Source organism: Pseudomonas tremae (assembly GCF_001401155.1).
GTDB lineage: Bacteria > Pseudomonadota > Gammaproteobacteria > Pseudomonadales > Pseudomonadaceae > Aquipseudomonas > Aquipseudomonas tremae.
Window position 1 is genome coordinate 122,378 of the sequence record NZ_LJRO01000073.1, and the last position, 19,336, is coordinate 141,713.

Sequence of the window (19,336 nt, forward strand, 5' to 3'; positions counted from 1 at the left end):
TTCCTTGCGTGTGGCTTACCAGTTGCGTCGTTTGATGCGCTTCAGTTCGGTTTCCAGTTCAACCAGTGCCTGATCGACCGGTAAATCGCCCGCCAGCACGCTATGCACCCTGTCAAAGAATGCGTTGGATACGCGCGGGTAGCCGCTGGCGGTGATAGCGGCGGGGCGCATGACCCCATTGCTGAGAATGCCGCGCAATTGGGTGTAATAAGGCATCGCGGCGAGCAACTCGGGGTCGTCATAGAGCGACTCGATAACCGGGTTGTAAGCGCCTGCCAAGGCACGCTGTTTTTGCTGTCGGGCGCTGGTCAGGTAGGCCACCAGCTCTGCCGCCAACCTGGGATTGCTGCTGTATCGCGAAACCGCCAGGCCCCAGCCTCCGAGCGTGGAGGCATGGGTACCGTTTGCGCCGCCTCGGGGCAGGGGCGCGATGCCGACCTTGTCTTTTACGGCGCTGTCCTGGCTTTGCACCAAGGCCCAGACGTAAGGCCAGTTGCGCATGAACAGCGCATTCCCGGACTGGAACACACCACGTCCTTCTTCTTCGGTGTAGTTGAGTACACCGCGCGGAGAGATGACGCCGACCCAGCTTTTCGCCAGGGTCAATGCGGCTCTTGAGGCCTGGCTGTTGACCACGATGTCTCCTCGTGGGTTGATCAGCCCGCCGTCCGGCTGGCTGCTGATCCATTCCAGGGCATTGCACGTCAGCCCCTCATAGGCGCGCCCTTGGAAGACATAACCCCACATATTCGCGTTCCCTGCATCGCGCTCGGCTTGTTGCACTTGCGTGGCCGTAGCGGTCATTTCCTCCCAGGTCTGGGGGATCGGCTTTTGGTACTTTTCGAGCAAATCCTTGCGGTAGTACAGCAGCCCCGAATCGGTGAACCACGGCATCGTCACCAACCGGCCATCGACCGTGGCGTTGTCTACCTGCGCCTGGAAGTAGCCTTTTGTAGCATCCGCCGGGAGTAGCTCATGCAAATCCGTCAGGTGTTTGGCGAGCATGCCTGGCCAAACCATGTCGATCTGGATGATGTCGATGTCGGTGGATTTGGCACTGAGGATCTGCTGGTAAAACGACAGGCGCTCGGTTGCCGAGTTGGGCGTCGACACCACTTGGACATTGTTGCCGGTCTGTTTCGACCACGTATCAACAGCCTCTTTGCACAGTTGCAACTCCGCCCCGACGGCCCCGCAGGAGATCGTCAGATTTGCGGCGTTCGATAGCGCAGAGCCCCCCGCAGAGGAGGTGAGCAGCACGGCGGCGAGAAGAGATTTCAGCTGTTTCATAGAGCCCTCTTTATTTTTGTTTTTATAAAAGTTAACGTTAACATCGTTAATGTAACAGCGTATTTTCGATGTGGCACCCTTTTTTCTTCGATTTGCACGATTCAGCCTCGAAGGAAAAAAGGCGTGGCCTACGCCACAAAAACAATAAAAACAAAGCAGGAAGTCCATATGCAGAACGCATCAAGATGGGTACTCGCCGGGGTGCTCGGTACCTCGACGACGGTCACTCAGGCAGCCACTCTGGAAGAGCGGATGGCCGCATTCGAAGCCCGTGCCAGCGCTGCTGAACAGCGTGCAGCCGCAGCCGAACAGCAAACCCGGGCGCTCGCCAGGGAGCTGCAGCAAATCAAACTCGCCAACCCTGCTTTGCAGCCTGCCGCCTCTGGTGCTGCCCCTGTTGTGGCGGCCAGTCCAGCGCCTGCCCTGGACGATCGCGTGGCAAAACTCGAAGCACGCCAGCAAAGCATGGAAAAGCCAAGCGTTACCGGGCACCTCACCGACGGGTTCAGCTTCAAGGGTTATGCTCGCTCCGGCTTGTTGATCAACGACGGGTTGGGCGGCGGTCGTGGTGGGCCCTATACGACCCCGGCGGGTTCGGTCGGTGGCGCGGTGGGGCGGTTGGGTAATGAAGACGACACCTACATGCGTTTCGACCTGTCGAAAGAAATCTACGCGCAGAACGGCACTCGTTCCAAATTCACGGTTTCCATCGCCGATGGCGTCGAAAGCTACAACGACTGGACGGCCACCGAAAGCAAACTGAACGTGCGCCAGGTGTTTACCGAACTCGACCACATCGCCGCTTTCAAGGGCAATTCAATGTTCGAGAACTCCACGCTGTGGGCCGGCAAGCGCTTCGACAGGGATAATTTCGATATTCACTGGCTGGACTCGGACGTGGTCTTTCTGGCCGGGACCGGCGGCGGTATTTACGATGTGCAGATGACCAAGGACTGGCGTTCGAACTATTCCTTGATCGGACGTAACTACGGCGATTTCAGTGAGGGCGGCGTCGATGCCGATGTAGAAAGCTACATCCTGACCTCCAACCAGTTTTTCGACGATGGTCAGTGGCAGTGGATGTTCAATGCCATTGGTGCAAAGAAAAACGACATAGGCACTCGCACCAATCAGGCCGGCTTTGCGCCTGCAGACTCGGGCTTGCATTCCATGCTGGCCATCCACCAGAAAGACTTTTTCGGCAGGGAGGGCTTCTCCAAGGCCGCGTTGCTTTATGGGCAAGGCCTGGGCGCGCAGGTTAAGGACATTGGCTCGGATGGCGAACTGCTCGACGACGCCCGTGCACTGCGTCTGGCGCTGTATGGCGAAACACCCATCGCACCTGGATGGCGCATCGGCCCCAGCCTGCTGGCCGAGCAGAGCAAAGACCGATACGTCAAAGGCGACGACTATCGCTGGCTTACTCTGAACATGCGCCTGGCCAATGAAATCAACAGTAACTTCGAGATGGCCTACGAACTTAGCTGGCAAACCATGGACCTGGACCCCAAAGGCTACCTGCAACGCAATGCAGTTGACGGCAACTTCTGGAAGTTTACGGTCGCGCCGACATTCAAGCCGGACATGGGCGATTTGCTCACCCGTCCCGAATTGCGAGTGTTCGCCAGCCTTATGAACTGGTCCTCGGACTTGGACCGATATAGCACGACCGGCAATTTCGGCAAAAGCGACTTCAGCGCCGGTGGCGTATGGCAATTCGGTGTTCAGATGGAAACGTGGTTTTAGTGGGAGTGTTTCAGAAATGCCATTGAGAAAATGAAGCACTTGAAGCTCGGGCGGCACTAGCGACTGAGGGGAGCACCCTTTGCTTTCTTGTGCCGCTGGAATAGTTCTGGGGGCTGGTTAAGGGGATTCAGTTAGTGCTCAAGCTGCGTGGTCCACTTACAACATGGGCTACTGAGGCTTGTAATGACGAGTGGCAAAGGCTTTGAGCAAAGCTTCAGGTCAACGCTAAAGCGAAGCGATGCTCAGGAAACTAGAGCTTTTCTGAGACTTGGCAGCTGTCTGGACCTGCATTTCGCTTAAATCGGAATACGGCTTGGGTTAATGCAGCAGTCCGCTGGACTGAGACGGCGCAATCACCGCATTTTCGTTGAAATGCACGACCAGCTCCAGCAAGTGATTGACCGCAATCCCGACGCCAGACACCAGACAAGCTTTTTCGGTATTCACAGCCGGGATGATCAGCGTCCGCTCGCGCAGCCATCGCAGTAGGCAACACTCCTGAAAAGGCCGAATCGCCCCCCACAACGCCTGCTCGCCCAAGCATTCGACATCCTGCAACGCAACCAGAGGCATTTGCCCGCTGGTGACCATCAAACCCAGCGCAATCGCGATGTCAAACCGAACGCCATCTTTGGGCAGATCAATCGTGGCCAGATGAAGCGTGATATACCGCGCTGGTATACCAGTCCGGAATTCAGAATGGCGTTGCGCACCCGGTTACTACTCTCTTGCGCGCGATTTACTAGCTACTTAACAGACAAAATCAAAAAATGTTCTCCCTTCAATTAGCACCCCGTATGTGCCAGATTGTAGAGGGCAAACAATCTGCCACTACCGACAAGCACAAGGAGCGGGCTGTGTTCACAAAAATCAATAAAATTAAGAATTTCGCTGTCTTCAAGGAGTTTGACTGGGACGTTTCAGTCAGGGATGAAGGCAGGACCATAGGTAAATTTAAAAAGCTGAACATTATCTATGGCCGAAATTATTCCGGGAAAACCAGTCTTTCAAGAATTGTCCGAAGCCTAGAGTTAAAAAAGAAGCATGATAAATATCAAAATGCAGAGTACAGCTTCTCACATGAAGGTCCTGAACTATTAAATCAGCAAAATTTAGACACTTGCCAATACAGCGTCAGAGTGTATAACAAAGACTTTGTTGACGATAATCTTCGATGGCTTTCAAATCCTGACGGAAGTATAAAACCATTTGCTGTCTTAGGTGATGAGAACATTGCACTCGAAAAAGAAATCGAAGAAAAGGAAAGTCTGCTCGGAACAGAAGATACTATTGGTAGTCTGCGGAATCGACTAAAGATAGAGTCAGAAGATTTAGCGGCAGTTCAACGCCGAGTGAAAGCAGCACAAACTGGATTAGATAACAAACTTCGTGACAAAGCTAACGGTCCTATAAAAACAAATCCGAACTATAGGCAATTCACGTATACGATTGCTAACATCAAGGCTGATATTGCCGCTCTAGATAAGAAGCCACAGCCCACACTTATGCCTGAACAACAAGCTGAATTAATTACATTGTTGAGTGATCAAGCAAAACCCGAAATAGTGTTTAGTGAAAAATTTATTGATAAAAGAAACACGTTCTTGGCGGAAGCTCGGATCTTGCTTGAAAAAGAAGTTAAGCCGACACAAAGCATTCAGGACTTAATTAATGATGCTTTATTGCAAAAATGGGTCCGCGAGGGAATTGAAAGCCATAAAAATATTCGTTCAGCTTGTGCCTTTTGTGGTAGTCCAATACCCGCAGACCTATGGAGAAAATTAGACGCGCACTTTAGTAAGGAGTCCGACAGCTTGCGGACGGACATCCAAGCGCTTTTAGATAAAGTCAATACAGAGCGAGAGCAGATACTTAAATCGTTGCCGATAAAACAGTTAGATTTTTATAGCACCTACCATGAAGAGTTTTCAGGCCTAAATGAGCAGTTTTTAGAGTCTGTTAAGCAATATGATAATAACTTACTATTGATTGCTACTGTACTGTCATTGCGTCTTAACGATATTTTTCGCATATTCCCCACGCCCATATTAAAACAGGAAGATTCAAGCATAGATGCAGTCTATAGCTTTGTGTCAGAAATGGTAACAAAACACAACAAAAAAACGGAAACCCTAGACAATGACCAATCAACCGCAAGAAGCGTATTGCGTCTCGACGAAGTTTCAAAATTTTTAACCGACATATCCTATAAAAAAGAGCTTGGCGCAATAGATGATTTCAAAGAAGAGATTACTTCAAAAGCCGATACCAAAAGCAAGACAAGTACAGAAATACTTCAGCTTGAAAAAGATATTCAGAAGTTAAAGAACAAACTCAAAGACGAAAGAAGAGGAGCTGAGCGCGTAAATCACTACCTCGAAAATCACTTTGGTCATACCGGATTAAAACTATCAGCGTTAGATAACGAGGCGGTAACAGAAATAAACTTTAGAATATTTCGCGGTGATTTACCTGCGGAAAATCTCAGTGAAGGAGAGTGCAGTCTCGTCGCTTTTTGCTACTTTATTGCGAAGTTAGAGGACGTTGAAACACAGGGAAAAGAACTTGTCGTATGGATTGATGATCCAATCTCAAGCTTGGACAGCAACCATATTTTCTTCGTCTATAGCCTCATAGAGCACGTACTTGCAAGTCCAATAAAGATGCCAAATCAAAAAAACACCTACAAATATAATCAGCTTTTCATCTCGACTCATAATTTAGACTTCTTGAAATATCTTAAAAAACTATCCAAGCCGATGGATAATTCCCTCAAGCCCAAAATCGACTGTGAGTACTTTATACTTGAGCGTTCGAACGATGTAAGTCATTTGAAGTTGATGCCCAAGTACCTGAAGCAGTACGTTACTGAATTTAACTATCTGTTCAGCCAGGTACATGCTTGTGCTAACTCGACAGCTATAGAGATCGGGCATGAATCATTTTATAACTTCGGGAACAATCTCAGAAAATTCCTTGAGGCTTATCTATTTTACAAGTTTCCGAATAACAAATCTAATGATGAAAATTTGAAAGCTTTTTTTGGAGGAGACCAAATAGCCACAAGCTTGGCCAATAGGATTAATAATGAACTATCGCATCTGGAAGAAATGTTCGATAGAAGTATGAGGCCTCTCGATGTTCCCGAAATTACTAGGCTAGCAAATTTTGTGCTGGACACAATTAAACAAAAAGACCCTGACCAATATCAGGCACTTCTAGACAGCACTAATCTTCAGTAACTTACATCCCTGTCAAAGCAGAATTGAAATTCTGCTTTGACAGGGAGTTTGGTTTTAATCGAAATCAAAAGAAGCGAGCAGAATAAAAAAGCCATCACAACTCGCCCTCGGGTAATGAGGTTCGATCAGGTTGATCAGTCTCTTTTCAGCGTACTTGACGGTGGCGAAGGTCATCTGCTTCATCAAGCATCTCGGCGATTAAGATCAGACATTCTACAAGATATGAAAGTCTTCTTCAGCGTTTCCCTAACCGAGCATGCGGCTGGTAATAGCGGCCAGCAATGTGGAGACGAAAATGAAGTAGAGAAATTAGCGCATGACAATTGGATTCAAACTATGTCCAGAGTCTGCAAGCAGGCGTAACCCCTCATTCGAAGAAGACTCAACCCTTCACGAGCCGCGTATCCAGACCAAAGCGTTCCTGATGGATCACACGATATTTGTCCTTGGCCAGCTCGCAACTGATCAGCAAATTCCAGGAGTGGCGTGTGACGGCAGATGGGATAAGCACGAATGGGTGCTTAGCCAGAAGGGCGTCGGTGAATTTCTGCTGGTTCGGTGAGGCTGATGCGCTTGTCAGCCAGACAGGGTTGGGAACATCTTCCGGCTGCACTGTTTTGATCAGACTTTGATCAAGTACTTCGAAACAGGTGAGCACATGCGGAACGGTATCCAGCGCATCAAAACCAGCGTGCACTGCTACCTCAAGGATGGCCGTTGAGGGGTCAGCCGATGCGTAAACAACGTATCGACCCGGAGGGTTCCAGCGCCCACCCAGCTTATGAGCACCAATGCCGCTGTCCCAACTGTCCTTGTAGATCTCGCGATCAAGCCGCCATGCGCGCCATGAGTCAGTCCAGGGCAATGGATTCACTGATAGACACCGTACTCGATACGCTCCAGGTAGTCTTCGACTGCCTGGAACCCGATGGGGTTGTCGATAACGTCCAGCGGTATGTCGCCATCCAAGTATTTGCAGGGACGCCCGAGCCACTCTTCTGCAAGCTTCTGGTTACCGAAAACATGAATAGCGTGCTCCAGAACCTTCGCGTACTGGAACGCCACTGCGCTTTGCTGGGAATTGAGGTGTACAGGCTGCTTGCTGCTGCCTTGACGCTGGATCGTCCTTATGGACTTGCCGACGATGCGGCTCATGATTTTATTTGTCGAATAAAGGTCAGAGATCGACAGCATGTCTTGTACGTCTTTAAGTTCGAAGCCTTTGACAGTCATCTTATAGACCATGACCTGACTGAGCTGACCCACGTCAGTCCTGAGCAGATATTCCGTTGGCTTTCGGGTGGTCGGCGCGGACTCGACGTTACGTGTGTTGGCGGAAACCATCATGCGTCCTCCGTGTGTGACATTTGACGCAAGTATAGCGTCGTTTGACGCATTTAATGTGGGTTATTGGGTATCGTGTTGAGCGCCTTATTCTGGAGCGGTCGATACAAGACGTGAACTCGTTATCTGTATGCAATATTGTCCGGACGATAAAAAGCTGTGTCCCCCTGTTTGTACTGCCTCAATAAGCACTCCCCGAAGGCCTGACCACAATCTCACTTACATCCACCCCGTCAGGCTGCTTGATCGCATACACAAGCGCCCGGGCGATCGCGTTCGGCCCCAACGCACCTTTTCGAAACGTTTTCATTGCTTCACGCGCCGTTTCGTCTGAAATCGAGTCGGCCAGTTCTGACTCGACCACGCCGGGGCATATGACCGTAACGCGAATTTTGTCGGTTTCCTGCCGAAGGCCATCGGAGATGGCGCAGACAGCGAATTTGGTGGCGCAGTACACCGAGGCGGTCGAGGAAACGGCGAGGCCGCCGATGGACGAGATATTGATCACCTGACCATGCCCTTGTGCTTCCATGCCCGGCAGTACGGCGGCGATGCCGTGCAGCACGCCGCGAATGTTGACGTCGAGCATCTGGTTCCATTCCGCGATTTTCAGCGAGGCGAGTGGCGACAGGGGCATGACGCCTGCGTTGTTGACGATCACGTCGATCTTGCCGAATTCACGCTTGGCGAAGTCGGCAAATGCCTGCACGTCGGCTGCATCGGTGACGTCCAGCGCGCGGAAACGCACCGAGCCGCCTTGCGCTTCGATGTCTGTTGCCAGCGCCTTCAAACGCTCGGTGCGCCGCTGCACGTCATCCGCTCCGACGCGCCGTCCGAATTGATTCATGCTGTTCATCGGCCAGCCCTTTGCCTGATTGTTCAGGGCCGCAAAGAGGTTGGGCTGGGCGATGAGCAGTATGTGTACGACCCGCTCAGCTACCTTGTGGTCGCGGTGACTGTGCCGGTTTCCGGGCAGGTGATTGAAGCGAGTTGCGACGCACCTTATCTATGTATTCGTCTGGATTTCGACCCTGTGCAAATCGCCCGGCTTATTGCCGATGCGCCGCTCAGTGGCGTATCGGACGAGCCACAGCGCGGTCTGTTTCTGGATCGCATTGACCAGCTTCTGCTTGATACGGTGCTGCGACTCGTGCGCCTGCTCGATACACCCAGAGACATCGGCATGCTCGCGCCGCTGGCGCTGCAGTATCAGAAACAATTGCGACTGCAAGAGGCCCGATGGTTGATGATCAATGAAGGTCTGGATGTATCCAGCGCCTGCTACCGCGTCGGTTCTGAAAGCCCTTTGCAATTCAGCAGGGAGTACAGCCGCCAATTTGGCTGCCCGCCTTCAACAGACCTGAGCCGGGTACGTCAGATAGTCTGACGCAGCGTCATGCAGTCACTGCCTGGGCGCTGTCAGATGCGCATATTGATCCTGACTGACCCATCCCGTGAACGAACGATCATCGGCGTTGATGAACTCAACCTGGGCCGCGCCATCCTTGAAGGCCAATACCCCGACGACATCACCTTTGACGATGTAGGAGCCACGAGTGGCTTTGGCATTTGGCGTCTTCTGCAGCCATGCCTTGTCAGCCTTGACCTTTACCAGACTTATCCACTGCTTGCTTGCCGTGCGGCTCAGGTCCAGGCCTGTGGCGATTTCCGGCACCAATACATTCAGACAGCCAGAGTGTTGCTGGCCGTGCTCGATGGTCAGTGTCACACCATCAGTCGAGGGCTTTAGTGTTCCCGGATAGGCGCCGTCAGACCAAGACGCTATCGTTACGTCTTTCCCGGCCTCGACAGCGCCTTTTAGATAGAACGCACAACTGAAGGGTGGGTCTTCGCCTATTTCTTCCGCGTAGTAGCCTTCGACTTGATGCTCGGGCGTCACGGCGAGCAACAATTGCTCGTATTTGCCGGAATGCAGTGTCGAATTGTCAGCGGCGGCGGATATGCCGGCAAAGAATGAAACGGTTGCCGTTACGAGCCATCGGAGCAGGGGAAGGTTGTGCGTCATGCTTCAGTCCATTGATGAGGAAAAATGACCTACAGGTACAGATCGCTTTCAAGAGCGTCTTTGGGTGATCAATAGACAGAGACGCCTACGCACAATCTGCGCAAGGCAGAGATCGAGAAGGGCGCGCAGATTCGTGAGCAAGTCAGGTGTCTGGCCCGCTGCGCCTGATGACACTCACCAGTCAGCGTAGCCAGCAAAACCTTACTCAGCCTTTTCAGCCTCAGTTTTTTCAGTCGCGCCTGTCTTCGCTTCCAACTCGGCCATTTTGGCCTCCAGCGCTTCAAGGCGGGCGCGGGTGCGGGCGAGGACGGCCATCTGGCTGTCGAACTCTTCGCGGCTGACCAGATCAAGTTTGCTGAAGCCGCTTTGCAGCAGGGCCTTGAACTGGGTTTCGAATTCGCTGCGGGGCACTGGCGTTTCGCCGTTGAACAGGCGGGAGGCGTGGCCGCTGAGGGCGTCGAGAAAGGCTTTGGGTGCGAGCATGATGATTTCCCTGAAACAGATGGCGGCAGTGTAACACGCAGTGTCTATAGTCATTTTCAGGTGTGATGTGCACGTTTATGGGGCGCTGTGACGTGCACGCGGGCACCATTGCTGTGCATTCGCTTCATTGCGACACCGCTCTGACCACGCAAAACCTGCCCAAGAACCTGTATTCAATGAATATTCACGAGATGGCAAGCTTTCTGCTTAGTGGCTTATGACCCATGCACTGATGCAGTCGCTGTGACGAATGCAGTGCGGCAGGCGGAGCGGGGATGTTTCGTCATACGCGGTCTTCTGGCGTTGGTCTGGCCTGATCAGGCGGCCGACACGTTACAAAGCCAGGCACTGCGCTTAGACTTGAGTCGGGTTTGTTTTCCTGGGGCAAGTCCACCAAATTCGGGAGAAAGTTTTCATGAAGCTAGTCACTGCCATCATCAAGCCGTTCAAACTGGATGACGTGCGCGAGTCGTTGTCCGAGATCGGCGTGCAGGGCATCACCGTCACTGAAGTCAAAGGCTTCGGGCGTCAGAAGGGTCACACTGAGCTGTACCGCGGTGCTGAATACGTTGTCGACTTCCTTCCAAAAGTGAAGATCGACGTCGCTATCGATGACAAGGATCTGGATCGTGTCATCGAAGCCATAACCAAGGCCGCCAACACCGGCAAGATTGGTGACGGCAAGATTTTTGTGGTCAATCTGGAACAGGCCATTCGCATCCGTACCGGCGAGACCGATACAGACGCAATTTAAGCCGCCAAACCCCAACGCCCCAGGAGAAAACAATATGACTCTGCGTCAATTCGCAGGGCTAGGTGCCCTGTTGTCCCTCGCAATACCTGGTCTTGCCCTGGCGGCTGATCCAGTGGCCGAGCCGGTGCTGAACTCTGGCGACACCGCATGGATGCTGACCGCGACCGCTCTGGTCCTGTTCATGACCATTCCCGGCCTCGCGCTGTTCTACGGCGGCATGGTTCGCTCGAAAAACATCCTGTCTGTGATGATGCAGTGTTTCGCTATCACCGGTCTGATCAGCATCCTCTGGGTCGTCTACGGCTACAGCATTGCGTTTGACACAACCGGTATGGAAGCGGGCGTCGTCAATTTCAACTCTTTCTTTGGCGGTATGGGTAAAGCGTTCCTGGCGGGCATCACGCCGGCGAGCATTACCGGTCCTGCCGCATTGTTCCCTGAGGCGGTGTTCGTCACCTTCCAGATGACCTTTGCAATCATCACCCCCGCGCTGATCGTCGGTGCTTTCGCAGAACGCATGAAGTTCTCCGCGATGCTGATCTTCATGGGTATCTGGTTCACTCTGGTCTACGCACCTATCGCCCACATGGTCTGGGGCGGCGTTGGTGGTCTGCTGTGGGACTGGGGCGTTCTCGACTTCGCAGGCGGCACTGTGGTGCACATCAACGCCGGTGTGGCCGGTCTGGTGGCTTGCCTGGTACTGGGCAAGCGCAAAGGCTTCCCTACCACGCCGATGGCTCCGCACAACCTGGGTTACACCCTGATCGGCGCAGCAATGCTCTGGGTGGGCTGGTTCGGCTTCAACGCAGGTTCTGCCGCAGCGGCCAACGGCACAGCCGGTATGGCAATGCTGGTCACGCAAATCGCTACCGCCGCTGCCGCACTGGGCTGGATGTTCGCCGAGTGGCTGACCCACGGCAAGCCAAGCGCTCTGGGCATCGCATCGGGTGTGGTTGCCGGTCTGGTCGCCGTTACCCCGGCCGCCGGTACAGTCGGCCCGATGGGCGCTTTGATCATCGGTCTGGCAGCAGGCGTCATCTGCTTCTTCTGCGCCACCAGCCTCAAGCGCAAGCTCGGCTATGACGACTCCCTGGATGCGTTCGGCGTGCACGGTATCGGCGGCATCGTCGGTGCAATCCTGACTGGCGTGTTTGCCGCGCCGGCACTGGGTGGCTTCGGCACCGTGACCGACGTCGGTGCTCAGGTCTGGATTCAGTTCAAGGGCGTTGCGTTCACCGTCGTCTACACCGCGATCGTGACCTTCATCATCCTAAAGGTGCTGGATGCGGTGATGGGTCTGCGTGTCACCGACGAGGAAGAGTCTGTCGGTCTGGACCTTGCGCAACACAACGAGCGTGGCTACAACTTGTAACCCGCTGGCGATGCAAAAAAGAATGCCCGGTCTCCGGGCATTTTTTTTGTCTGAAGTTTGCGGATAAACCGCGCCGTTTTGCTGTCATTGATCTTGCCTGTGTCAATGATTTCGGCGACGTGACGCAGAGCAGGTGACGATGCTGCAGCAGTCTTCGTTAACTTGCAGGGAAGCCGGTTTATTGCGCGCTTTGCTTTTTTCTCAGTCGAGTTAGAATGCGCGCCGAAGGTGCGGAGAACGGTATGTGGCATCAATCCAGGATTGCCTTGCGGGCGAGGCCCCGCGGGTTCCATCTGGTGACTGACGAAATAGTCGCAGGCTTGCCCCAGCTGCGGGATTGTCGCGTCGGGTTGCTGCATGTATGGCTGCAACATACCTCGGCTTCGTTGACCGTCAACGAAAATGCCGACCCGGCGGTACGTCGTGACTTTGAGCGTTTTTTCAACCGTCTGGTGCCTCAGGGCGTGGACGGCTACGAACATGACGACGAAGGCCCTGATGACTTGCCAGCGCATTTCAAGGCCAGTTTGCTGGGCTGCCAGTTGGTTTTGCCGGTCACGGCGGGTCGACTGGCGCTGGGCACCTGGCAAGGTATTTACCTGGGCGAACATCGAGATGCTGGTGGGTCTCGTAACGTCCTCGCCACCCTTCAGGGTGAGTAGACATCGCCGCTGCTGTCAGCGGTGTTGAATTTTTCCGATCGCCATAGCAGTTCCCGGCGCTTGGGCTATAACTAATCAGCTTTCGCAAGTCATGAGGTAGAACATGAGCGACGACGACGATACTAACGACGATCTGGTAGACGACCTGGAAGGCGAAGAGGACGGTGAGGAGCTTGCAGCTGCTTCCCCGGAAGACGAGTCTGCTGAGCCAGACGACTCCGACGCTCCGGCAGCACCCGCCAAAGGCAAGGCCAAGGCCGCAGTGTCGGTCGAGGAGTTGCCTAGCGTAGAAGCCAAAAACAAGGAGCGTGATGCTCTGGCGCGTGCCATGGAAGAATTCCTGGCGCGCGGCGGCAAGGTGCAGGAAGTGGAGGCCAATGTGGTCGCCGATCCGCCCAAGAAGCCTGACAACAAATACGGCAGCCGACCTATTTAAGGGCACAGACGCTGTATGAGAAAAAGCCCGCCGTCGCTGCGGGCTTTTTCTATTGTGGGCGTTTCATGCCGGTTTCAGGCCCAGCGCGCCAATACCTCCGGCAGTTGCGACAGGTTGTGTATCTCGGCATCCGGCAGGCGGTCTGCGTCCCAGACCTTGCCCTGCGGGTTGTACCAGATCGCGCGCATGCCAGCCTGCTGTGCGCCTGCAATATCGTCTTTGGGGTGATCGCCGACATGCACTGCCACCGAGGCATCAACGTCTGCGCGCCTCAGTGCCTCGTGGAACAGCGCCGGGTCTGGCTTGCCAATGCCGAGGTCTTCGGCGCACAGGGCAAAGGCGAAGTAGTCTGCCAGCCCCAGTCGCCGTACATCGGCGTTGCCATTGGTGATCACGCCCAGGGTAAAAGTCTTGGCGAGGATTTCCAGAGTGGGCTGCACCTCCGGAAAAATCTGCACCTTGTGACGGTTGTGCAAGAAGACCTCAAAGCTCTCATCGGCGAGGCTTTGCGCTTCGTCGCAGTCGTAGCCGGCATCTTCAAGGGCGTGAAACAACACACGTTGACGCAGCGCGCTGATCCGGTGCTTAAGTGAGGGGTCTGCCGCCAGCAGCCGCGAGCGGATTTCCCACAGGTGTTCGACGGGGACCGGCCCCAGCTTCGGCGCATGTTCTGTCAGCCAGTCACGCAAAATGGCTTCGGCACTGGCAATGGCTGGGGCTGTGTCCCAGAGCGTGTCATCAAGATCGAACGTCACCAGCTTAATCATCTGCAGATCCTTTACGTTTGGCGCGCGGGTGGGCGTTGTCATAGACAGTCGCCAGGTGCTGAAAGTCCAAGTGCGTGTAGATCTGCGTCGTTTTGATGTCAGCGTGGCCGAGCAGCTCCTGCACTGCGCGCAAGTCCTGGGACGATTCCAGCAGGTGACTGGCGAAAGAATGACGCAGCATGTGCGGGTGCAGATTCTGCCCCAGCTCTCGCTCGCCAGCCGCCTTGAGCCTGACCTGAACCGCCCGTGGGCCGAGACGCTTGCCTTGCCGGGTGACGAACACCGCATCGTCCTGCGGGTTGGCCAGCGCGCGTAGCGGCAGCCAGGTTTCCAGCGCCCGACGTGCCTTGCTGCCGACAGGCAGCACACGGGTTTTGCTGCCCTTGCCCAGAACCTGTATCAGGCCATCGCTAAGGTCTAGCTGGTCAAGGTTCAGGCCGGTCAGCTCCGACAGGCGCAGGCCTGATGAGTAGAACAGCTCCAGAATGGCGTGATCGCGGTGCGCCAGAAAATCATCTTCAACGCCACCGTCCAGCAATTGCGCGGTGCGGTCGGTGTCGAGTGTCTTGGGCAAGCGGCGTTCGCCCTTGGGCGGAGACAGGCCATTGGCAGGATCGTGTGCGCAGATGGCCTCACGGTTCAGGTATTTGTAGAAGCCACGCACCGCCGACAGCATTCGCGCCAGGCTTCGTGAAGACTGGCCTTGTTGGTGCTGGCGGGCAGTAAAGCTGCGCAGATGCTGGATATCCAGCTCATTCCAGCTCGACAGTTGGGCTTTCTGGCAATACGCCAGAACCTTGCCCAGATCGCGTCGGTAGGCTTCAAGCGTATGCTGCGACACCTGGCGCTCACTGCGCAGGTGCATGCAGTACGCGTCCAGGTGCTGTTCCACGGCTAGCGGACCGAGCGTAACGAATGGGCGAAACGGGGCAGAAGACGGCTCAGCACGTCAGCGATATAGCTGAGAAACAACGTGCCGACGGAGCTTTTGTAGTGCTGCGGATCACGGCTGCCAATTGCCAGCACGCCATGCAGGCCCAGATGGTTGAGGCTGGCGATAGCGGTCGAGCCGACTTCCTTGCCTTGCTCTTCACCAAACAGAAAGGCCAGCTCATGCTCACGCAGCGCGCCGCAAATGATCTTGTCGCCAATCAGACCGCCGATGGCTTTCTGCGCGTCGACAGTACTGACCCAGCGACCTACCTGCATCGGGGTGTCGCTGAACAGGATCAGGCTGACGAAGGGCACCTGAAAGTCCTGGCGCAAACTGTCTTCCACTGCGATGACAAGCTCGTCCAGGCTGGTGGCGTCCATCAGGGCAAGGTTCAGGCGTCGGGTTTTTTCGAACAGGCGATCGTTGTCCCGTGCGACGTCCATCAACTGCGACAGGCGATGGCGCATTTCGATGTTCCGTTCACGCAACAGTTTGAGCTGCCGCTCGACCAGCGAGACGGTGTCACCACGCTGGTGAGGAATGCGCATCGATACCAGCAGCTCGTCGTGCTCGGCAAAGAACTCCGGGTGTTCCAGCAGAAAAGCGATGACCGCTTCTGCCTCAAGGTCTGGCGCTGCGGCATCGACGGGCGATTCGCGGGGGGTGCCGGTTGAAGCTGGAGGCTGATCGGTCATCATGGTTACTCGCTTAAAGACGAACTTGGCCTTCGTAGACCCGAGTCGCAGGGCCGGTCATCATCACTGAATGTCCCGGGCCAGCCCATTCGATGGACAGGCGACCTCCGGGCAGGTCGATCAGCAAGGGTGAATCCATCCAGCCCTGGCTGATAGCGGCAACTGCTGCCGCGCAGGCGCCGGTGCCACAGGCCTGGGTTTCCCCTGCGCCGCGCTCCCAGACGCGCAACTGCGCGCGCTGGCGATCCACAACATGCAGGAAGCCGACATTGACCCGTGCCGGAAAGCGCGGGTGATGTTCGATCTTCGCGCCCAGTTCGTGTACCGGCGCATTGTTGATGTCATCGACACGCAGTACGGCGTGAGGATTGCCCATCGACACAGCGGCAAGCTCGACCGTCTGCCCGTCTAATTCGACCGAGTAGCTGCTGGCTTGCTCCGCTGCCTGAAACGGAATCTCTTGCGGAGCGAACCGAGGCGGCCCCATATCGACGCTGATCTGCCCGTCGCTGCGGATATCCAGCTCGATGATGCCGCCTTTGGTTTCGACGCGAATCTGTTTCTTGGCGGTCAGGCGCTTGTCGAGCACGAAGCGTGCGAAACAGCGTGCGCCATTGCCGCATTGTTCGACTTCAGAGCCGTCCGAATTGAAGATTCGGTAACGAAAATCAACGTCCGGGTTGGTAGGCGCCTCGACCAGCAGCAACTGGTCGAAACCGATGCCGGTGTGGCGGTCGCCCCATTGTTTGGCGTGCTTGGGCAAAATATGCGCGTGCTGACTGACCAGGTCCAAAACCATGAAGTCGTTACCCAGCCCGTGCATCTTGGTAAAACGCAGCAGCATGGGATTACTCCGGCAGCAGGCTTTCGCCAGCGAACAGCTCGGCCACGGTTTCGCGACGACGGACTTCAAAAGCCTGAGTACCGTCGACCAGTACCTCGGCGGCGCGGCCACGGGTGTTGTAGTTCGAGCTCATGACGAAGCCATAGGCACCGGCTGAATGCACCGCCAGCAGATCGCCTTCGGCCAGTGCCAGTTCGCGGCCCTTGGCGAGAAAATCACCGGTCTCGCAGATCGGACCCACTATGTCATAGGCACGAGCTTCGCCGTCACGAGGGCGCACCGCCGTTACGTCCATCCAGGCCTGATACAGGGCCGGGCGGATCAGGTCGTTCATCGCCGCATCGACGATGGCGAAGTCCTTGTGCTCGGTATGCTTGAGGTATTCGACACGGCTCAGCAGCACGCCGGCGTTGGCGACGATGAAGCGCCCCGGTTCGAACAGCAAGCCCAGGTCGCGACCGGCCAGACGCTCGCGCACAGCCTTGATGTAGTCGGCTGCCAGCGGTGGCTCTTCATCGCGGTAACGCACACCCAGGCCTCCACCCAGGTCAATGTGGTGCAAGTGAATGCCGCAATCGCCCAAACGATCGACCAACTGCAGCAGGCGATCCAGTGCATCGATGAACGGCTCAAGCGTGGTCAGCTGCGAACCGATGTGGCAATCGACGCCGATCACTTCCAGGTTTGGCAACTGCGAGGCGCGAATGTAAACGTCTTCGGCCGCCGCAATGGCGATGCCGAACTTGTTTTCTTTCAGGCCGGTGGAGATGTACGGGTGGGTGCCCGCGTCCACGTCCGGATTGACGCGCAGCGAAATCGGCGCACGAACGTTGAGTTCAGCGGCGACGTCCTGCAGGCGCTCTAGTTCGTCGGTTGATTCGACGTTAAAGCAGTGCACGCCGACTTCAAGGGCGCGGCGCATGTCTTCACGGGTCTTGCCGACGCCGGAGAAGACGATCTTCTCCGCCTTGCCGCCAGCGGCCAGCACGCGCTCAAGTTCACCACGCGACACAATGTCGAAACCGGCGCCAAGACGCGCCAGGACATTGAGCACACCCAGGTTGGAGTTGGCTTTGACAGCGAAGCAGACCATGTGCGGCATACCGCTCAGCGCGTCGGCGTAGGCACGATATTGCGCCTCGATGTGAGCGCGTGAGTAGACATACGTCGGCGTGCCGAAGCGCTCGGCAATGGCAGACAATGCTACCCCTTCCGCGAACAGCTCACCGTCGCGGTAGTTGAAGGCGTCCATTGGATTCCCTTAAAGGTGCTTGTGCGATTGCGATTTGGCTTGTTCTTCCGGAGTTTTGGTGTCATCCGGCAGATACAGCGGGCCTTTTTGGCCGCAGGCGGTAACAAGACAAGCGACCGCGACAAGCGCAGCAAGCGAAGAGATCAGGCGCTTCATGGCGAAATCCTTTGTAAAAGCATTAATTGCGCCCGAGTATACCGACCACCCGGCACCTTGCCTATGCGAGGGGCCTCCCGTCGAGCGGGGCTCGTGCATTAATGTGTTCATCTGACAACAACCGACGGTTAGGCTTTGCATTTGCCCGACAGCGTCCGTATCTTGCGCGTTTGCGCTATCAGCAGACATTAATCGAGGTTCCCGTAATGAGTTTGACCGAAGCGCGTTTCCACGACCTCGTCGATGCGACTCAACAGAATATCGAAGACGTTTTCGACGAGAGCGGTCTGGATGTCGATCTGGAAAACTCGGCCGGTGTACTGACCGTCAAGTTCGAAGGCGGCTCGCAGCTGATTTTCAGCCGTCAGGAACCGCTCCGTCAGCTCTGGCTAGCCGCTAAATCGGGTGGTTTTCACTTCGACTACGATGAAGACGAGAGCCGTTGGGCATGTGACACCAGTGACGAGCTGCTCAGCGAGATGCTTGCGCGCATGACGCTCGAGCAGGCTGGTGCCGACTTGGACTTCTCGCCAGACTACCGCCAGACCGCCCAAGCCATTGTTCAGCAACGTCAGCCCTGCAGTAGCGTCGCCCTGCATCAGTCTGTGTCGGCTCGATGAGCAAAAGGTCTGCCTGGGATGTTTTCGTCACGTCGAAGACATCCGCGAATGGCGCTCGGCCGATGACGACCGGCGTCGGCAGATTCGCCGCGAGGCAGAAGATCGCCGTGCCAGCGTCGAGAACGGCCAGCCTGCTAGCTGAGACGTCGTCGGGTTGTGTATTTGCTGCGCTGTGTTAGTGTCGAAGGCTGCTTCTTTAGATAAAGAAGCCCGTCAAACCCCGCCTATCGGCGGGGTTTTGTTTTATTCATGGAGAATAAAGGAGTCTGCCCAGACCATGACCACAGCACCTTCGATCATCCTCACCCGTCTCGACGTACAGCGTCTTGAAAGCTTTATCGCCAGCCAGGACGAAGACGCGCCGGGTATCCAGGCGTTACAGGCCGAACTGGACCGTGCCGAGCAAGTGGTTGGCCACGATGAAGTGCCTGCAGGCGTTGTGACCATGAACTCACGCGTGCACTGCCGCGAAGAAGTCAGTGGCAAGGATTACCACCTCAAGCTTGTCTACCCGCAGGATGCTGGCGCAGAGGGCACTGTCTCGGTTCTCGCGCCTATGGGCTCGGCCTTGCTGGGCCTGCAGGTCGGCCAGCATATCGACTGGCCCGCGCCGGGCGGCAAGACCCTGAAACTGACCTTGCTGGCGGTGGAATATCAGCCGGAAGCGGCGGGTGAGTACGAGTAATCGAGAACCTCTCTTGCGGCGCCGCACG

General features: G+C 55.5%; 21 protein-coding genes and 3 pseudogenes. 11 read left to right on the plus strand and 13 right to left on the minus strand.

All coding sequences use genetic code 11. The annotated features are described in order from the left end of the window. Window positions 1–15: 15 nt before the first annotated feature. Window positions 16–1,290, minus strand: coding sequence for an ABC transporter substrate-binding protein (locus ALO43_RS04940; RefSeq protein WP_005887756.1), 1,275 nt, complete (start codon window positions 1,288–1,290; stop codon window positions 16–18). Window positions 1,291–1,458: 168 nt separating this feature from the next. Between ALO43_RS04940 and ALO43_RS04945 the strand changes: the two genes are divergently transcribed. After that, complete coding sequence (locus ALO43_RS04945) at window positions 1,459–3,036, plus strand: carbohydrate porin (protein WP_054997191.1); 1,578 nt, start codon at window positions 1,459–1,461, stop codon at window positions 3,034–3,036. A gap of 321 nt (window positions 3,037–3,357) precedes the next feature. On the opposite strand, the pseudogene ALO43_RS04950 reads toward ALO43_RS04945, so the two are convergent. Continuing rightward, a pseudogene (locus ALO43_RS04950) lies at window positions 3,358–3,767 on the minus strand (magnesium chelatase domain-containing protein); the annotation flags it as partial. Between the two features lie 126 nt (window positions 3,768–3,893). Here ALO43_RS04950 and ALO43_RS04955 point away from each other — a divergent pair. Then, window positions 3,894–6,278 (plus strand): AAA family ATPase, encoded by a 2,385-nt coding sequence (locus tag ALO43_RS04955; protein ID WP_235662568.1) that lies wholly within the window; start codon window positions 3,894–3,896, stop codon window positions 6,276–6,278. Window positions 6,279–6,660: 382 nt separating this feature from the next. Here ALO43_RS04955 and ALO43_RS04960 read toward each other — a convergent pair whose 3' ends face one another. The 3 genes from ALO43_RS04960 to ALO43_RS04970 all read right to left on the minus strand — a co-directional run bounded on the left by ALO43_RS04960 (window position 6,661) and on the right by ALO43_RS04970 (window position 8,478). Next, window positions 6,661–7,152 carry an RES family NAD+ phosphorylase gene (locus ALO43_RS04960; protein WP_024668935.1) on the minus strand — a complete coding sequence of 164 codons (492 nt, stop codon included), beginning with the start codon at window positions 7,150–7,152 and terminating at the stop codon, window positions 6,661–6,663. Next, window positions 7,149–7,625 (minus strand): antitoxin Xre/MbcA/ParS toxin-binding domain-containing protein, encoded by a 477-nt coding sequence (locus ALO43_RS04965; RefSeq protein ID WP_081023905.1) that lies wholly within the window; start codon window positions 7,623–7,625, stop codon window positions 7,149–7,151. Before ALO43_RS04965 ends, ALO43_RS04960 begins: the two co-directional genes overlap by 4 nt. A gap of 178 nt (window positions 7,626–7,803) precedes the next feature. After that, window positions 7,804–8,478 (minus strand): SDR family oxidoreductase, encoded by a 675-nt coding sequence (locus tag ALO43_RS04970; RefSeq protein ID WP_054997193.1) that lies wholly within the window; start codon window positions 8,476–8,478, stop codon window positions 7,804–7,806. Between ALO43_RS04970 and ALO43_RS04975 the strand changes: the two genes are divergently transcribed. Further along, window positions 8,380–9,009: an AraC family transcriptional regulator gene (locus ALO43_RS04975; protein ID WP_081023913.1), complete on the plus strand. Its 630-nt coding sequence runs from the start codon at window positions 8,380–8,382 to the stop codon at window positions 9,007–9,009. The two genes, ALO43_RS04970 and ALO43_RS04975, sit on opposite strands and share 99 nt — an antisense overlap. 15 nt (window positions 9,010–9,024) lie before the next feature. On the opposite strand, the gene ALO43_RS04980 is transcribed toward ALO43_RS04975, so the two are convergent. Then, window positions 9,025–9,648: a hypothetical protein gene (locus tag ALO43_RS04980; protein WP_024668938.1), complete on the minus strand. Its 624-nt coding sequence runs from the start codon at window positions 9,646–9,648 to the stop codon at window positions 9,025–9,027. A 90-nt stretch (window positions 9,649–9,738) separates the two neighbouring features. Between ALO43_RS04980 and ALO43_RS31310 the strand changes: the two are divergent. Continuing rightward, a pseudogene (locus tag ALO43_RS31310) lies at window positions 9,739–9,816 on the plus strand (addiction module antidote protein, HigA family); the annotation flags it as partial. A 33-nt stretch (window positions 9,817–9,849) separates the two neighbouring features. On the opposite strand, the gene ALO43_RS04985 reads toward ALO43_RS31310, so the two are convergent. After that, window positions 9,850–10,131: an accessory factor UbiK family protein gene (locus ALO43_RS04985; protein WP_005887770.1), complete on the minus strand. Its 282-nt coding sequence runs from the start codon at window positions 10,129–10,131 to the stop codon at window positions 9,850–9,852. A 415-nt stretch (window positions 10,132–10,546) separates the two neighbouring features. Here ALO43_RS04985 and glnK point away from each other — a divergent pair, with 415 nt between their 5' ends. From glnK to sutA, 4 genes are all read left to right on the plus strand, one after another. Further along, a complete protein-coding gene (glnK, locus tag ALO43_RS04990) occupies window positions 10,547–10,885 on the plus strand; it encodes a P-II family nitrogen regulator (RefSeq protein WP_002555808.1) in 339 nt (112 codons plus the stop codon). 34 nt (window positions 10,886–10,919) lie between these two features. Then, window positions 10,920–12,257 (plus strand): ammonium transporter, encoded by a 1,338-nt coding sequence (locus tag ALO43_RS04995; RefSeq protein WP_005887772.1) that lies wholly within the window; start codon window positions 10,920–10,922, stop codon window positions 12,255–12,257. Window positions 12,258–12,499: 242 nt separating this feature from the next. After that, complete coding sequence (locus ALO43_RS05005; RefSeq protein ID WP_005887776.1) at window positions 12,500–12,919, plus strand: secondary thiamine-phosphate synthase enzyme YjbQ; 420 nt, start codon at window positions 12,500–12,502, stop codon at window positions 12,917–12,919. Between the two features lie 103 nt (window positions 12,920–13,022). Continuing rightward, window positions 13,023–13,355 carry a transcriptional regulator SutA gene (sutA, locus tag ALO43_RS05010; protein WP_005887778.1) on the plus strand — a complete coding sequence of 111 codons (333 nt, stop codon included), beginning with the start codon at window positions 13,023–13,025 and terminating at the stop codon, window positions 13,353–13,355. Window positions 13,356–13,429: 74 nt separating this feature from the next. Here the strand turns inward: sutA and ALO43_RS05015 are convergent, their stop codons facing one another. The 6 genes from ALO43_RS05015 to lptM are packed head-to-tail and all read right to left on the minus strand — an operon-like array spanning window position 13,430 to window position 18,003. Beyond that, window positions 13,430–14,122 carry an HAD family hydrolase gene (locus ALO43_RS05015; protein ID WP_005887780.1) on the minus strand — a complete coding sequence of 231 codons (693 nt, stop codon included), beginning with the start codon at window positions 14,120–14,122 and terminating at the stop codon, window positions 13,430–13,432. Then, complete coding sequence (gene xerC / locus ALO43_RS05020; protein WP_054997195.1) at window positions 14,115–15,014, minus strand: tyrosine recombinase XerC; 900 nt, start codon at window positions 15,012–15,014, stop codon at window positions 14,115–14,117. Before xerC ends, ALO43_RS05015 begins: the two co-directional genes overlap by 8 nt. Before the next feature lie 2 nt (window positions 15,015–15,016). Continuing rightward, window positions 15,017–15,751, minus strand: coding sequence for a DUF484 family protein (locus ALO43_RS05025; protein ID WP_054997209.1), 735 nt, complete (start codon window positions 15,749–15,751; stop codon window positions 15,017–15,019). A 13-nt stretch (window positions 15,752–15,764) separates the two neighbouring features. Further along, window positions 15,765–16,595, minus strand: coding sequence for a diaminopimelate epimerase (gene dapF, locus ALO43_RS05030; protein ID WP_005887785.1), 831 nt, complete (start codon window positions 16,593–16,595; stop codon window positions 15,765–15,767). Between the two features lie 4 nt (window positions 16,596–16,599). Next, entirely contained in the window at window positions 16,600–17,847 is a 1,248-nt protein-coding gene (lysA, locus tag ALO43_RS05035; RefSeq protein WP_024668942.1) for a diaminopimelate decarboxylase, read from the minus strand. Between the two features lie 9 nt (window positions 17,848–17,856). After that, complete coding sequence (lptM, locus tag ALO43_RS28305) at window positions 17,857–18,003, minus strand: LPS translocon maturation chaperone LptM (protein WP_003377923.1); 147 nt, start codon at window positions 18,001–18,003, stop codon at window positions 17,857–17,859. A 206-nt stretch (window positions 18,004–18,209) separates the two neighbouring features. Between lptM and cyaY the strand changes: the two are divergent. The 3 genes and pseudogenes from cyaY to rnk all read left to right on the plus strand — a co-directional run. Next, window positions 18,210–18,533: pseudogene (cyaY, locus tag ALO43_RS05040) on the plus strand (iron donor protein CyaY); the annotation flags it as partial. After that, window positions 18,514–18,765 (plus strand): DUF1289 domain-containing protein, encoded by a 252-nt coding sequence (locus tag ALO43_RS28310; RefSeq protein WP_055002984.1) that lies wholly within the window; start codon window positions 18,514–18,516, stop codon window positions 18,763–18,765. The pseudogene cyaY and the gene ALO43_RS28310, both read left to right, overlap by 20 nt. Before the next feature lie 135 nt (window positions 18,766–18,900). Further along, a complete protein-coding gene (gene rnk / locus ALO43_RS05045; protein WP_024668944.1) occupies window positions 18,901–19,308 on the plus strand; it encodes a nucleoside diphosphate kinase regulator in 408 nt (135 codons plus the stop codon). Window positions 19,309–19,336 lie beyond the last annotated feature (28 nt).